The organism is Salinicola halimionae (genome assembly GCF_003206065.1).
Taxonomy (GTDB): domain Bacteria; phylum Pseudomonadota; class Gammaproteobacteria; order Pseudomonadales; family Halomonadaceae; genus Salinicola; species Salinicola halimionae.
Map to the genome: position 1 here is coordinate 335,396 of NZ_PZJQ01000005.1, position 13,651 is coordinate 349,046.

Annotated in this window: 17 protein-coding genes; 4 read left to right on the forward strand and 13 right to left on the reverse strand. The window is 63.0% G+C overall.

Features of this window, described 5'->3' with window-relative positions:
- Positions 1-38: 38 nt before the first annotated feature.
- Positions 39-1,076: an NADP(H)-dependent aldo-keto reductase gene (locus tag DOM27_RS14415; RefSeq protein ID WP_110656909.1), complete on the reverse strand. Its 1,038-nt coding sequence runs from the start codon at positions 1,074-1,076 to the stop codon at positions 39-41.
- A 333-nt stretch (positions 1,077-1,409) separates the two neighbouring features.
- On the opposite strand from DOM27_RS14415, the gene DOM27_RS14420 reads away from it, so the two are divergent.
- The gene (locus tag DOM27_RS14420) at positions 1,410-1,925 is read left to right on the forward strand and encodes a tetratricopeptide repeat protein (RefSeq protein WP_110656911.1); all 516 of its coding nucleotides are present in this window, start codon (positions 1,410-1,412) and stop codon (positions 1,923-1,925) included.
- 145 nt (positions 1,926-2,070) lie between these two features.
- Positions 2,071-2,562, forward strand: a complete 492-nt coding sequence (locus DOM27_RS14425) for a 3'-5' exonuclease (RefSeq protein WP_245392736.1) — start codon at positions 2,071-2,073, stop codon at positions 2,560-2,562.
- Between the two features lie 48 nt (positions 2,563-2,610).
- Here the strand turns inward: DOM27_RS14425 and DOM27_RS14430 are convergent, their stop codons facing one another.
- The 6 genes from DOM27_RS14430 to DOM27_RS14455 all read right to left on the reverse strand — a co-directional run bounded on the left by DOM27_RS14430 (position 2,611) and on the right by DOM27_RS14455 (position 6,410).
- Complete coding sequence (locus DOM27_RS14430) at positions 2,611-3,582, reverse strand: NAD(P)H-quinone oxidoreductase (RefSeq protein WP_110656913.1); 972 nt, start codon at positions 3,580-3,582, stop codon at positions 2,611-2,613.
- Between the two features lie 102 nt (positions 3,583-3,684).
- Positions 3,685-4,245, reverse strand: coding sequence for an LOG family protein (locus DOM27_RS14435; protein WP_157956774.1), 561 nt, complete (start codon positions 4,243-4,245; stop codon positions 3,685-3,687).
- Positions 4,246-4,298: 53 nt separating this feature from the next.
- Positions 4,299-4,820 carry a DUF501 domain-containing protein gene (locus tag DOM27_RS14440; protein ID WP_110656915.1) on the reverse strand — a complete coding sequence of 174 codons (522 nt, stop codon included), beginning with the start codon at positions 4,818-4,820 and terminating at the stop codon, positions 4,299-4,301.
- On the reverse strand, positions 4,789-5,118 hold the full coding sequence (locus DOM27_RS14445; protein WP_110656917.1) for a hypothetical protein: 330 nt from the start codon (positions 5,116-5,118) through the stop codon (positions 4,789-4,791). Before DOM27_RS14445 ends, DOM27_RS14440 begins: the two co-directional genes overlap by 32 nt.
- A gap of 37 nt (positions 5,119-5,155) precedes the next feature.
- Complete coding sequence (gene ybaK, locus DOM27_RS14450) at positions 5,156-5,626, reverse strand: Cys-tRNA(Pro) deacylase (protein WP_110656919.1); 471 nt, start codon at positions 5,624-5,626, stop codon at positions 5,156-5,158.
- Between the two features lie 328 nt (positions 5,627-5,954).
- On the reverse strand, positions 5,955-6,410 hold the full coding sequence (locus tag DOM27_RS14455) for a hypothetical protein (protein ID WP_110656921.1): 456 nt from the start codon (positions 6,408-6,410) through the stop codon (positions 5,955-5,957).
- A gap of 35 nt (positions 6,411-6,445) precedes the next feature.
- On the opposite strand from DOM27_RS14455, the gene DOM27_RS14460 reads away from it, so the two are divergent.
- Positions 6,446-7,588, forward strand: a complete 1,143-nt coding sequence (locus DOM27_RS14460; protein WP_110656923.1) for a MalY/PatB family protein — start codon at positions 6,446-6,448, stop codon at positions 7,586-7,588.
- Positions 7,589-7,648: 60 nt separating this feature from the next.
- On the opposite strand, the gene DOM27_RS14465 is transcribed toward DOM27_RS14460, so the two are convergent.
- Positions 7,649-8,584 (reverse strand): tetratricopeptide repeat protein, encoded by a 936-nt coding sequence (locus tag DOM27_RS14465; protein ID WP_110656925.1) that lies wholly within the window; start codon positions 8,582-8,584, stop codon positions 7,649-7,651.
- A gap of 107 nt (positions 8,585-8,691) precedes the next feature.
- Here DOM27_RS14465 and DOM27_RS14470 point away from each other — a divergent pair, with 107 nt between their 5' ends.
- Positions 8,692-9,498 (forward strand): DUF3750 domain-containing protein, encoded by an 807-nt coding sequence (locus DOM27_RS14470; protein WP_110656927.1) that lies wholly within the window; start codon positions 8,692-8,694, stop codon positions 9,496-9,498.
- Between the two features lie 73 nt (positions 9,499-9,571).
- Here the strand turns inward: DOM27_RS14470 and DOM27_RS14475 are convergent, their stop codons facing one another.
- The 5 genes from DOM27_RS14475 to DOM27_RS14495 all read right to left on the reverse strand — a co-directional run bounded on the left by DOM27_RS14475 (position 9,572) and on the right by DOM27_RS14495 (position 13,641).
- Positions 9,572-10,510 (reverse strand): cation diffusion facilitator family transporter, encoded by a 939-nt coding sequence (locus tag DOM27_RS14475; protein ID WP_110656929.1) that lies wholly within the window; start codon positions 10,508-10,510, stop codon positions 9,572-9,574.
- Positions 10,511-10,559: 49 nt separating this feature from the next.
- Complete coding sequence (locus DOM27_RS14480; protein ID WP_110656931.1) at positions 10,560-10,952, reverse strand: hypothetical protein; 393 nt, start codon at positions 10,950-10,952, stop codon at positions 10,560-10,562.
- Between the two features lie 7 nt (positions 10,953-10,959).
- Complete coding sequence (gene dapE, locus DOM27_RS14485; protein ID WP_110656933.1) at positions 10,960-12,132, reverse strand: succinyl-diaminopimelate desuccinylase; 1,173 nt, start codon at positions 12,130-12,132, stop codon at positions 10,960-10,962.
- 35 nt (positions 12,133-12,167) lie between these two features.
- A complete protein-coding gene (gene dapD / locus DOM27_RS14490) occupies positions 12,168-13,193 on the reverse strand; it encodes a 2,3,4,5-tetrahydropyridine-2,6-dicarboxylate N-succinyltransferase (protein WP_110656935.1) in 1,026 nt (341 codons plus the stop codon).
- 67 nt (positions 13,194-13,260) lie between these two features.
- Positions 13,261-13,641: a Spx/MgsR family RNA polymerase-binding regulatory protein gene (locus tag DOM27_RS14495; RefSeq protein WP_110656937.1), complete on the reverse strand. Its 381-nt coding sequence runs from the start codon at positions 13,639-13,641 to the stop codon at positions 13,261-13,263.
- Positions 13,642-13,651: the final 10 nt, after the last annotated feature.

Below are 13,651 nucleotides of genomic sequence, written 5' to 3' on the forward strand. Positions count from 1 at the left end.
TCAGGCCGAGCGTCCAAGACGAGCCTCAGGACCGAGCTTCATGGACAGGGATTGGAGATTCGCCGATGCACGCCCTCGATCGCTTCCAGCACGTCGTCGGAAAGCTCGAGCGAGTCGCTGTCGATGTTGGCATCGAGCTGCTCGAGGGTAGTCGCGCCGATGATGTTACTGGTGACGAACGGCCGTGACGTCACGTAGGCCAGTGCCATCTGTGCCGGATCCAGGCCGTGCTTGCGGGCGATGTCGACGTACGCTCGCGTCGCTTCCTGGGCCAGCTCGGAGGTGTAGCGGGAAAAACGCTCGAACAGTGTCAGGCGGCCTTTGGGTGGTTTCTGGCCGTCGAGATATTTGCCTGACAGCACGCCGAATGCCAGCGGCGAGTAGGCCAGCAGCCCGACGGACTCGCGGTGCGCGATTTCGGAAAGGCCGATCTCGAAGCTGCGGTTGAGCAGGTTGTAGGGGTTCTGGACGCTGGCGACCCGCGGCAACCCTTGGGTGTCGGCCAGTTGCAGACACCGCATGACGCCCCAGGGAGTGTCGTTGGAAAGCCCAACGGCACGAATCTTGCCGGCATCGACCGCCTCTTTCAGTGCACCCAGGGTTTCTTCCAGCGGAGTCGCATCGCTGTCGTCGCCCGGTAGATAGCCCAGCTGGCCGAAGCAGTTCACGTGGCGATCCGGCCAGTGAAGCTGATAGAGGTCGAGATAGTCTGTCTGCAACCGCTTCAGGCTGGCGTCCAGCGCCTGGTGAATCTGTTCGCGCGTGTGTCGCGGGCCACCGCGCAGATGTTCCATGCCGCGGCCAGCGCCCGCCGCCTTGCTAGCGATGATCAGATCGTCTCGCTTGCCGCGCTGCTTCAACCAGCTGCCGATATAGGCTTCGGTGCGCCCCTGAGTCTCGGGCTTCGGCGGCACCGGATACATCTCGGCGGCGTCGATAAAATTGATGTCTGCGGCGATGGCACGATCGAGTTGTTCGTGAGCGTCGGCTTCGGTGTTCTGTTCGCCGAAGGTCATCGTGCCAAGACATAGGCGCGAGACCTGAATGTCGGTCTTGCCAAGGGGGCGTCGCTGCATGTTGCTCTCCAGGTTGAAAAAGCCGGGTTGAGACGAGCCGGATCAAGGACGAAAAAAGCGCTGAAAATCGTATGTTACTGGCGCCGCCGGGAGGCGGCAAACCGGGTCTGAAAGCCAGGGGTTGAGTCGTTGCTCGGGCAGGCGTATTCTTGCGGCCTTTCGCCGCTTGGCCCCGGCTGAGTGCGCCTGCGAAGAGTCGGTTCCGACGCGCCATAGAGCATTGCCTGACGTCGCGGTAGTAGGGTGTTGCGGCAATAGAGAATAAGAGGCGTCCAGATCGACACGGTAGTTCGGACCGTCAACGGGTCCCAGTCTCCAGGGTCACTGTCAGTTATGCCACAGACGTTTTCTTTCTTTACGCGATTCGAGTTTCATCTGGCCACGCAACTCAGCCACACGCGCTGGATGACGGGCTCGCCGAGCAAGCAGCGCCTGATGTTGCGCTGGTTCAAACGCTGCGCCGATGCCGGGCATATCCCGGCACGCTCGCTCTACGGGCGCGTATTGATGCACCGGGGGATCTCCCCGCGCGACAAGTCTGCCGGCGCACGTTACGTGCTGCAGGCGGCTCAGCAGGGTGATCGCCATGCTCAGTACCAAGCAGGTCGTATCTACGAGCTGGGTTGTTCACAGTACCAGCCCAATGCGCATCACGCGGTGACCTGGTACGCACGGGCCGGTGAAAATGGCCATGTGCAGGCGGCGACTCGGCTAGCCGAGGCCTATCGCGGTGGTGAGTTGGGTCTGCCTAATGATCCTGCTCGTGCGGAAGAATGGCAGCGCTGGGCTTGCAACCTCGCTGAAGAGGGTCCCAACGGCGAAACGCCCGCCGCGCTCGCCACACACTGAACGCCCGCAACCGGCGGCGCATCCTGCGCGCATTCCGTCATTGGTCCCGGCCGATGACGGGATGAAGTCACGCGCCAACGCTGTCATGATGATGCCTCATCGGCGTCGCAAGATGAGACGGCATCATGGAGAGGGAGCCCGCAACGTGTTGCTGCCCACCCTGCTAGACATCGAGGCTTCCGGCTTTGGCCGTGGCAGCTATCCCATCGAGATCGGCCTGGCCCGGCCCGATGGGAGCCGCTGTGCTTTCCTGATTCAGCCCGGCGAGGAGTGGACGCACTGGGACCCCAAGGCGGAACTGCTGCACGGCATATCCCGCGCTCGTCTGATTCGTGAAGGCCATCCTCCGATCGAAGTCGCCCGTTGGCTCAACGACGAGCTGGCCTCGATCGGTATCGCTTACAGTGATAGCTGGGGCTACGACAACACTTGGCTGTCGCTGCTGTTCGATCAGGCCGGCATGCTGCCGCGATTCAGGCTGGAGGCGTTGAGGCGCCTGCTGAGCGAGGCCCAGACCGAAGGCTGGGCAGAGGCCAAGGAGCGTATCGTCGAAGAGCACGGCATTCGCCGTCATCGGGCCGGCGACGATGCCCGCTTGTTGCAGTTGACCTACAAAGCGACGCTGAACCTGGGATAGCGAGCCGGCACCGCGTCATGATNNATCATGACGCGGTGCAGCGACGCTTCAACCTTCCCCGCTGACGCTCAGCAGAATCTTGCCGGTGTTACGATTGTCCGAGAGATGCTGCATCGCTGTCTCGGCTTCCTGAACGGACCAGGCACCGGCGATCAACGGCTTGATCTCTCCGCTGGCCAGCTTGGGCCATACGTGCGCGTACAGCGCATCCAGGATCGCGCCTTTAGCCTTCGCCGAGCGAGAGCGCAGGGTCGAGCCGATCAGACGCTGACGCTTCATCAGCATGCGGCCCAGGTTGATCTGGGCTTCGATCCCGCCCATCAGTCCGATCAGCACCAGCCGACCGTCGGCGTTCAGAACCGCCAGATCCTGGGCAATATAGTCGCCGCCCACCGGATCGAGAATCATGTCGGCGCCACCCCAATCCTTGACCGCGTCAACGAAGCTGCCGTCGTGGCGATTCCAGCCGGCATCGGCGCCCAGCTGATAGCAGGCTTCCAGTTTTTCGGCGCTGCCCGCGGTAACGAAGCAGGGATTGCCGAATGTGCGACACAGCTGGATCGCCGCCGTCCCTACGCCGCTGGCGGCCGCGTGCAGCAGCACGCGTTGACCCGTCTGAACCGCCCCTTCCATGTAGAGATTGAGCCAGGCGGTCGCGAAGACTTCCGGCAGCACGGCAGCTTCACGCAGTCCCAGACCCTGAGGAATGGGTAATACCTGGGCTTCATTGACCGCTACCTGCTCGGCATAGCCGCCGCCGGCCAGCAGGGCGCAGACCCGATCGCCTTTTCCAAAGCGCTCGACGCCTTTGCCCACTCCGATGATCGTGCCACTGACTTCCAGCCCCGGAACCTCGGATTCGCCCGGCGGGGGCGGATAGTTGCCTCCGCGCTGCATCAGGTCGGCGCGATTCATCCCCGCCCAGGCCACGTTGATTCGCACCTCATTGGCGCCCAATGTGCCGGGGTCGTCGTGTTCGCGCCAGATCATCTGATTGGCTTCGATGGCGATGGCATGCATTCTCGATCCTCCTTGATGGATATGGCGTCTGTGACCGACGTTCGAACCGCTCCACTCAAGCCTTGTTATTTTCGAGCTTGGGACTGCCAAGACTTGGCGATTTTAAATGGTGCCACGTTCAAGCGTGGCACTTTCGCCCAGGCGGTCCAGCAAGGTTTCGATATCGGGCTCGGCGAACAGCGTGCGGCGAGTAGACCTATCGAGAAAACCCTGTTCGACGGTGGTGTCGAGGAAGGTCAGCATCGGCGAGTAGAAGTCGGCGACATTGAGTACGCCGATCGGCTTGTCGTGCAGGTCCAGGTAGCGCCAGGTCCAGATTTCGAACAGCTCCTCCAGCGTGCCGATACCGCCGGGCAGGGCGATGAATGCATCTGCATGCGCCGCCATGGCGGCCTTGCGCTCGTGCATGTTGTCGACGCGGATCAGCCGGCTCAGACCATGGTGCGAGACTTCGCGCTGCACCAGATGTTCGGGCATCACGCCGATCACTTCACCGCCCTCGGCGAGACAGGCGTTGGCCAGCCTGCCCATCAGGCCGTTACGGGCACCGCCATAGACCAGCCCCCAGCCGCGTCCGGCAATCGCCGCGCCCAATGCTTCCGTTGCTTCGGCGAAACGGGGGTCGTTACCTTCACGCGATCCCAGATAAACACAGATTTGCACGCTATCGCTCCTGGAAAAGAAAAGAGAAAGAGTGGCGTCGATGTCGTCGGCGGTCAGGGAATGCTGGCAGCGACGTCATGTTCCGCATCGAGCCAGCGGCCGATGGCGTTATCGCCGCACAAATGATGGGCGTACTGCGTATGCAGGCAACGCACCTGGTCCCAGTTGGTGATCCCGCCGACACCCCGCTCTCGCATCAATTGTGAATAGCCGCGTCTTTCCACCGCTTCGCGCTGCTCGTCGGTCATGAAGTCCCAGCGCTGGCGGACATAATCGGCATGGCTCTGGTGATAGCTGGCCAGCCATTCGGGGTCTTGCTGCAGTCGCGCTTCCAGCTCCTTGATCACGCCGCTGGCTTCAAGGCGTGACAGCACGACCTTGAGACGCTCGCAGGAAAGCCAGTAAAGCGTCGGGAACGGCGCATCGTCGACGATCGGGGCCATTCGCAGGACCAGCGGGCGGCCGAGGCTATCGGTGGCAGCGACCGCCTCCAGGCCGCGGGGCGGGCGACCCAGCTGTTCGGCGATCGTCGCTAGTTGCGCTTCAGTCGGTGTCTGATCGGGGTGAATCACCATGGGAAGAATCCAGTATGACCTTGTTGGAGCGAGCCACGGCACGATAGAAGGCACGGCTCAGCTGCATCGGCGTCGGCGAGTAGAGATATTCACCCAGCAGGTAATGGCGGGCGCGCTCGACCAGAGAGGCATGCAGTCGATTGAACGGCGCATCATAGTCGTAGGGGTCGGGACCCGGCAAACGTAGATGTGGATAGTCGGCCAGACGCTCCATGAAATAGCACTCCAGTACCTTTTCGACGGCGCGATGACGCTCATGATCGTCGGGATCGATCCAGAGATCGAAGTCTATCGACATGGGTCGACCTTGCGCCGGGAGCTCATTCCGAGCGGCATCAGCGACACGCCAGCGCCGCGGTGCGAGCGGCGGTCAGAGCGATCAGGTCGTTCGGTGCCAGCGATAGCTCCAGTCCGCGGCGACCGCCGCTGACGTGCATCGTCGCCATGGCCATGGCGCTCTCGTCGATGAAAGTCGGAAGGCGCTTTTTCTGGCCCAAGGGGCTGATACCGCCGACCCGATAGCCGGTCGAGCGTTCCGCCACTGCGCTCTCAGCCATGCGTGCCTTGCGGGTGCCGGCGGCCTTGGCCAGAGCCTTGAGGTCCAGCGTGGTGTCGACGGGCACCAGAGCGACTATCAGGCGGTCGTCGTCGAGCTGAGCGAGCAGCGTCTTGAAAACGCTGGCCGCGGGTAGCGAAAGCGCGCGAGCGGCATCCAGTCCGTAGGATTCCGACTCGTTCTCCAGTTCGTAGCTGGTGATCTGATGGGCAATGCCCTGTGACTCGAGCAGCCGGATTGCGGGTGTCATGAGTTAGCTCCCACGGTCTTGAAGAAGGGCGGGCAATCCGTACATGTGACTAAGCTGCCCACTCGATGGAAACTCCCTGACAAGAGTGACTGGCTTCGAGGTGGCCGAGCGCTGTTCGAACGTGCTGCGCCGTCGACGCGTCGTCCCCTCATTCACAGAACGTTGCACCGCAAATCTCGCTATCGCAAGCCCTTCGTTCACAACCGCCAGAACTTCGTTCACAACCGCCAGGACAATGGACAGAGCAATAGAGAGGTCGACGGCCGGCTTCGGCGTTGCGAGTCATGATGTGGCCTAGGCCAGAGTCCGAAGAGATCCGGAGGCCGTGTCAAATCAGGCGCAATCCTCGATAGTCCTGCCACGCTTCGGCCAGTGGCGCCGCGAGACACTCACGCAGATGCTCGGGCAGGCTGTCGCGTGCCGTTTCGAAGGCGTCGAACTGACGGTTGTGTAACCAGCAATAGGCCCAGGCGCACGCTTCGTCGTCGTCGCGGGGCAGGGGCCGGGCCGGCATCTGAACCAGCAGGAACAGCGCCGTTCTGGCTGCCCAGCGCGGCGGCGTGGCGTCTCCGCTCCAGTGAGTCAATGTGGCGCCGTCCGGGGTCGATTCGGGCTCCCCCAACTTGGCGATGCGCGCCGTATCGGCCAGAATCATGGCCAGACGGTCGGGATCGGCCTGTCCCAGCAGGAGCCAGTGCCCGACCAGTTTCGAGTTGCCGGCCAGCACCCGAGCGTAGAAGGGTCGGGGGGAGGCGTTTTCTGCAAGGTCAGGCCGCTCGCACATATTCGTCAATCCATTTCGATGATGGGACTACTATCGTGAACTTCGATTTTGCCACGCGTATCGATCGCCGCCAGCATCCCACCAAAAAGTGGCAGCAGTACGATGAAGATGTACTGCCACTGTGGGTCGCCGACATGGACTTCCGCTCTCCACCCGCCGTGCTCGACGCNNGCGTCGAGCACGGCGTGTTCGGCTACGGCGGGGTGCCGGAGAGTTTAAAGCAAGCGCTGAACGATTGGAGCCGTCACCACTACGACTGGGCGATCGACACCGAGTGGCAGCTGTGGGTTCCTGGCGTGGTCCCGGCGCTCAATCTGGCGGCGATGGCATTGAGCGAGCCGGGTCAGGGCGTGCTTACCGCGACCCCGATCTATCCGCCGTTTCTGAGCGTGGCCAAAAATACCGGCCGCGAGGCGCAGACCTTCGAACTGACTGAACCCGCGACCCCCGGCGGGCCCTGGCGACTCGATCTCGAGGCGCTGGAGGCGGCGATCCAGGCCAATACCCGCGTGCTGCTATGGTGCCATCCGCACAACCCCACCGGACGTGTGTGGAATGCCGACGAGCTCAAGGGGCTGGCCGAGCTGGTGGTACGCCACGATCTGATCGTCATTTCCGACGAGCTGCACTGCGATCTGATTCTCGATCCTTCGCGGCCGCACCGTCCACTGGGCCAGCTGTGCCCGGAATTGGCGGATCGATTGATCACGCTGTGGGCGCCGTCCAAGACGTTCAACATTGCCGGACTGTCGGCCGCCTGCGCGATCATTGCCGACGACGATCTGCGTCGGAGGTTCCAGACAGCGGCTGCCGGCCTGCTGCCCGGCGTCAACGTGCTCGGATTGAGCGCATCGCTGGCGGCCTACACGGACTGCGAGGGGTGGCGCCAGGCGTTGCTGGGCGAGCTGCGAGATAATCTGGCCATGGTGGAAGCGCACGTCTTGCGTTGGCCGGGCGTAACGATGTCGACACCGGAGGCGACGTATCTGGCGTGGCTGGATTTTCGCCATAGCGCACTGGTCGATTCGCCGCAGCAGCGTCTGCTCGAGGAAGCGCGGGTAGCGCTCTCCGACGGTGCTGATTTCGGCTGGCCGGGATTCGTCAGGCTCAACTTCGGCATGCCGCGGAGCTGGCTGGAAGAAGCGCTACTGCGGCTGGATCGTTTACTGTCCGATTGAGGCAACAAGATGCCCGGCGCCGAGAACGTTCGGCCCCGGGCATCATCACCGGTACGGCGTTCAGTAGAGCATGGCGAACAGTCGGCGACGGTAGGTGACGGTCAGCGGATGCTCGGCACCCAAGGCGTCGAAAACACGCAGTAGCGTCTTGCGTGCGGCGTCTTCGCCGTAAGCGCGATCGCGTTTCATCACCGCCAGCAGAGCCTCGAGGCCGGTCTCATACTGGCCGTCGGCAATCTGGCGCATGGCGCGCTGATACTGTGCTTCACTGTCGTCGCGTTCGCCCAGGGCGTCGATCTCGGCCTGACTCAAGGCTTCTTCACCAAATTCGATGCGCGCACGCACGCCGCGTGCCTTCGCCGCATCGCGGTGTTCCGGCGGCAAGTTATCGAGAATCTGCTTGGCATCGTCGGTTCGGCCGGCGGCCACCCGTACGCCGGCCAGATCGATCTGGTAATCGTGATGTTCCGGATACTGCTGGATCAGTTCCTGGTAAATCGCCTCGGCGGTTTCGGTGTCGCCAGATGCCAGAGCCGCTTCGGCCATCTCTTCAGGACTTTGAGACGCCTCTGCCGGCGCCTCGAGATACTTGCCGAGCCATTCACGTATCTGCTTCTCGGGCAGCGCGCCCTGGAAATGGTCGTAGAGCTGACCCTGGGAAATCAGTTTGACGTCCGGCACCGAGCGCACGCCCAGCTGCGAGGCGATCTGGGGAAAGGCCTCGGTATCGAGGCGCGCCAGCACGAAGGCCCCGGCATACTCCTGGGCGAGTTTCTCCAGCACCGGTTTCAGCGTCTGGCACGATTCGCTCGAGTTGGCCCAGCTTTGAAGTAGCACCGGGTGCTGCATCGAACCATCGAGCACGACCTGCTGAAAGTTTTCCAGCGTGACGTCGACGATGACGTCTTCCGCGGCAACTGTGTTGCCGGCGCCATTCTGGCTGCTTTCTTCGGGGCCGGTCAGCGGCTGTCCGGTACGGGGATCGACGATAGCCATGTGAAAAACCCTTGATGTTCGATTCGAGATTGATAAGTGTTATGTGGGTCATGATGCGTCGATTCAACCCCCGGCGTGCGACTCACTCTCAGGAATCCGCTATTTCCATGGATTTATCTCGCCTACTCAAGCGCGCGCTGGCTTTCGTGCTGGCGCTCGTTGTCTTCGTCGTCGTGCTGCTGTTGGGGCCTGGCTACATGCTGGCCTCCCAGCAGGTGCCGATGCATGCCGACTGGCAGGGCGCCGATCGTTCTTCGAGCGGATTGGCGCCGGATCCGGGAGAGGTCCGCGAGGCGGTCGTTCAGGTCTATGCGGCGCGCACCTTCGAGTGGCGCGGCGCATTCGGGGTGCATACCTGGATCGCGACCAAGGCCGAGGGCGCCAGCCGTTACCGGGTCTATCAGGTATTGAGTTGGCAACGGCCAACGGTGGAAACGGGCTATGCGCAGCCGGATCGCCAGTGGTATGGCAATCCGCCGACGCTGCTGGCGGATGTTCGAGGAGACAAGGCGGCGCGGGCGATCAGTGAGATCGCGCGTGTCGTGCCCGACTATCCTTATCCTGATCGTTATCGGATCTGGCCCGGACCCAACAGCAACACCTTCATCGCCTGGGTGGCACGGCGGGTTCCCGAACTGCCGGTGGACTTTCCGCCCAACGCGATCGGCAAGGATTATCTCCCCGGACAGATCGTGGCGAGAACGCCCACTCACACGGGATACCAGCTGTCGCTGGGCGGTCTGTTCGGCGTCATGCTGGCCTGGGACGAGGGCTTCGAGCTCGACCTGCTGGGGTTGACGGTCGGCGTCGATTGGCAGTCACCGGCGCTTAAGCTCCCCGGGATCGGCCGAGTCGGCATGGCGCAGCCCACCGGCAGTGCAGGAGAGCGCGAGGTCGAGCAGAAGATCCCGTGAGGCACTGCCCCCTCGGTCCTCCTCGCGACGCTCTGTTTCGCCCGTCACGCCGACCATGTCTACGGGGCTCTTTTTATTGGGTAGCGGCAGCCTGAGGAATTGCGTCGACGCCGGCCCGCGCTTCGGCCTCGACGAAAACCCGCTTGACGCTCTCGTGTGTTTGCTTGATCTCGCTGTCGAGTTTGGCGATGGTACGTTCGATACGCTCGGCGGGCGTGCCGCGAGCGAAACGCACGCTGAGATTGACCAGGATGAAATTCGGCCCCATGTGCATGGTCAGCACTTCATTGACGCCTTCGACGCCATCAGCGTCGGCGGCAAGCTGGCGGATGTTCTCGACGACGTTCGTATTGGCGCTCTCGCCGATCAGCAGACCCTTGGTCTCCATTGCCAGCCAGATCGCGGTACCGCCGAGGATCAAGCCGATGACTACCGACGCGATGCCGTCGAAGATCAATATGCCTGTCCACTGAGACAGCGCCACGCCGGCTAATGCCACTACCAAGCCAAGCAGGGCGGCCGAATCCTCGAAGATTACCACGAACATCGAGGGATCCTTGCCACGATGCACCGCCTCGAGATAACCCCATTTTCCCTTGGTCTTGCGGAATTCGTTGAGCGCGAAGGCCCAGGAAGCGCCTTCGAAAAGAATGCCCAGACCGAGCACGATATAGTTGACCAGCGGCGACTCGATCGGCTCGGGATGCAGAATGTGCATCACCCCTTCGTACAGGGAAACGCCGGAGCCGACCGCAAAAATCAGCAGTGCGACCACGAAGCTCCAGAAGTAGATTTCCTTGCCGTGGCCAAAGGGGAATTGCGGACTGGGTGGGCGTTTGGCCCGATGCATGCCGAACAGCAACAATACCTGGTTGCCGGTATCCACCACCGAGTGGATACCTTCGGAGAGCATCGCCGAGCTACCGGTGATGGCGGCTGCGACGAACTTGCTGATCGCAATGAGCAAGTTGCCGCCCATGGCGGCGTAGATGACCGGCTTGGATTCCGCCATATCTTTGACTCCCTGTCAGATGGGTTGCATTGCGGCGGTTACGGCGTGATTAGCGACCCGAATCCGGCCAGTCGATGGTGTTCTCGCGGCCGTCCGGCAGTACCTGCCAGAAACGGTCGGGGTCGTCGCCGGGTTGCCAGCCGCCGAGCGAACAGCGCGCCTCGCAGCCCAGCTCGCGAGCGGCGTCGCGGGCGCAGTCGGTATCTCTCGGCCAGGGCGTGGCGTCGCAATCGAACCACAGGCTGGCATAGCGATCTGCCGCACGCTCGACGAGCATGACGCCGATGGTGCGCTTGGTGCCCATCGCCTTGCCGCGCCAGATTCCCTTGCCGGCACGGTCGAGCGTCATCTCACCGTCGCCGAGTGTCTCGCGCAGCCAGCGGGTAATGGCGTCGATATCGGCGACCGCCAGGTAGATTTCGATGTCAGGAAAACGCTCCATGGGTTCCTCAGGCAAACAGCCGCTCGAGTGTGGCTTCGTAGATGCGGCTCAGGGTATCGAGGTCGTCGGCACGGATGCGTTCGTTGACCTGGTGGATAGTGGCATTGACGGGACCCAACTCGATCACCTGTGTGCCTAGTGTAGCAATGAAGCGACCGTCGGACGTGCCGCCGGAAGTCGATAGCGTCGGACGATGCCCGGTGATCGTCTCGCAGGCGTCCTGCGTTGCCTCGAGCAGCTCGCCCGCCGCGGTCAGGAAAGGCTCGCCATTGAGCGTCCAGTCGAGCTGGTAATCGAGGCCGTGCGCGGCGAGCTTCTGCTCGACACGCTCGCGCAGCTGAGTCTGCGTGACCTCGCTGGAGTAGCGAAAGTTGAACGTCACCTCCAGCTCGCCGGGTACGACATTGGTGGCGCCGGTCCCTGCATAGAGATTGGAAATCTGGAAGCTGGTCGCCGGGAAAAAGGCGTTGCCGGCGTCCCAAGGCTCGTTCACCAGTTCGGACAGCACCGGCAGTGCCTGGTGGATCGGGTTGCGCGCCAGATGCGGGTAGGCGACGTGCCCTTGAATGCCGCGGACGCGCAGCACGCCACCCAACGATCCGCGGCGCCCGTTCTTGATCACGTCGCCGAGATGACGGGTTGAAGAGGGCTCGCCGACAATGCAGTAGTCCAGCGGCTCGTGGCGCTCGCGCAGACGTTCGACGACCGCGCGCGTGCCGTGGATCGCGGGTCCTTCCTCGTCGGCCGTGATCAGAAACGCGATCCTGCCATGATGATCGGGATGGGCGGTGACGAAGCGCTCGACCGCCGTCACCATGGCCGCCAGGCTGCCTTTCATGTCGGCGGCGCCGCGGCCGCAGAGAAAGCCGTTGTCATCAATGATCGGTTCGAACGGCGGATGATCCCATTCGCGCTCCGGGCCGCTGGGCACCACGTCGGTATGACCGGCGAAGGCCAGCATCGGGCCGTGCTGACCGCGCGTTGCCCAGAAGTTTTCGATGCCGCCGATCGTCATCCGCTCGATCTGAAAGCCGATGTGCTCCAGGCGTTCGATCATCAGTGCCTGACAGCCGTGATCGTCCGGGGTCACCGACGGTCGCTCGAGTAGTTCGAGCGCCAGCGCCAGCGTGGCCGAGTGGGCAGTGGGCGATGACGCGCCCGTCGGTGACGCTTGAGGCATGCGGTTCTCCGGAATGGGCTGTCGGGACAGCCGAATCAGTTGTGGGCGTGCAGAGCTTCGTTGAGGGCAACGGCGCTCTTGTTGGTACGGCATTCCAGACGACCCGTCACCGAGTGACGAATGAACAGCAGGTCGTTCTGGCCAGCGAGTTCGCGTGCGGCCACGGTCTGGACCGCTTCACCCCGATCGTCAAGCACGGTGACCTTGGAACCGGCCGTGACGTAGAGACCGGCTTCGACCGTGCAGCGATCGCCGAGCGGGATGCCCAGCCCGGCATTGGCACCGATCAGGCAGTTCTCGCCGATCTTGATCACCACGTTGCCGCCGCCGGAGAGCGTGCCCATCGTCGAGCAGCCGGCGCCCAGATCCGAGCCCTTGCCGACGAAGACGCCGGCGGAGATACGGCCTTCGACCATTCCCGGCCCTTCGGTGCCGGCATTGAAGTTGCAGAAACCTTCATGCATGACCGTGGTGCCTTCGCCCAGATGCGCACCGAGACGCACGCGGGCGGTATCGCCGATCCGGATCCCCTTGGGCACGACGTAGTCGGTCATCTTGGGAAACTTGTCGACGCAGTCCACGGAGAGCGGGCGTCCGGCGAGACGGGCCTTGAGACGACGTGCCGGCAGCTCTTCGACATCGATGGCGCCTTCGTTGGTCCAGGCGATGTTCTTGAGCAGACCGAACATGCCATCGAGCTGGGTGCCATGCGGCTTGATCAGTCGATGAGAGAGCAGATGCAGCTTGAGATAGACCTCCGGCACGCTGGTCGGCGCATGATCTTCATCCAGAAAGACCGCGACCAGCGGACGCTGCGCGTCGGCAAAGGCCTCGGCGATCTCGGCCTGATCACCGGCACCAGCATCGCGCAACGCGGTCGCGAGCTTGGCGGCGTGTTCCGGCAGAAAGCTGACGACTTCCGTGGACTCGTCGGCGTCTAGCGCCTGGCGTGCGGCCGCGACAAGGGCCGCGGCAGGCTGGTGCAGCGGGGCCGGATAGTAGATTTCGAGCCAGTCGCCCTGGCTGTTCTGGGTGCCGATTCCTAGCGCGAAGCTCAGCATCGCAGGTTCCTCCTGATGGTCGAAAAGTCGTCGAGATCGTCAATGCGGGCGGCATGCTCAAGCCTCTCTAGGAGACGAGGGCCGCGTAGCGGTCGGCGTCGAACCCGGCGATGATCAAGGTGTCGTCGCTGCCGCTCCCGGTGCGCTGCAATACCGTTCGTTGCAAGATCGGGCGCTTGATCAGGGTCGGGTGGGCGAGCATCAACTCGCGGGCGCGTTCGGCGTCGAAAGGCTGCTTGTCCGCGGGGTCGAGCTGGCGCCAGGTGGTGCTGCGGGTGTTGAGCAGCGTCTGCCAGTCGGCACCGGCGAGAAAGGCATCCAGTTGCCGTGGATCGAGGCCATCCTCGCGCAGATCGTGAAATCGATACGCCACGTCCATCGCATCGAGTTGGCGCCGGGCCTTGCGGCAGGTATCGCAGGTCTTGATGCCGTAAACGGTGATGGTCATGTCACGAGCC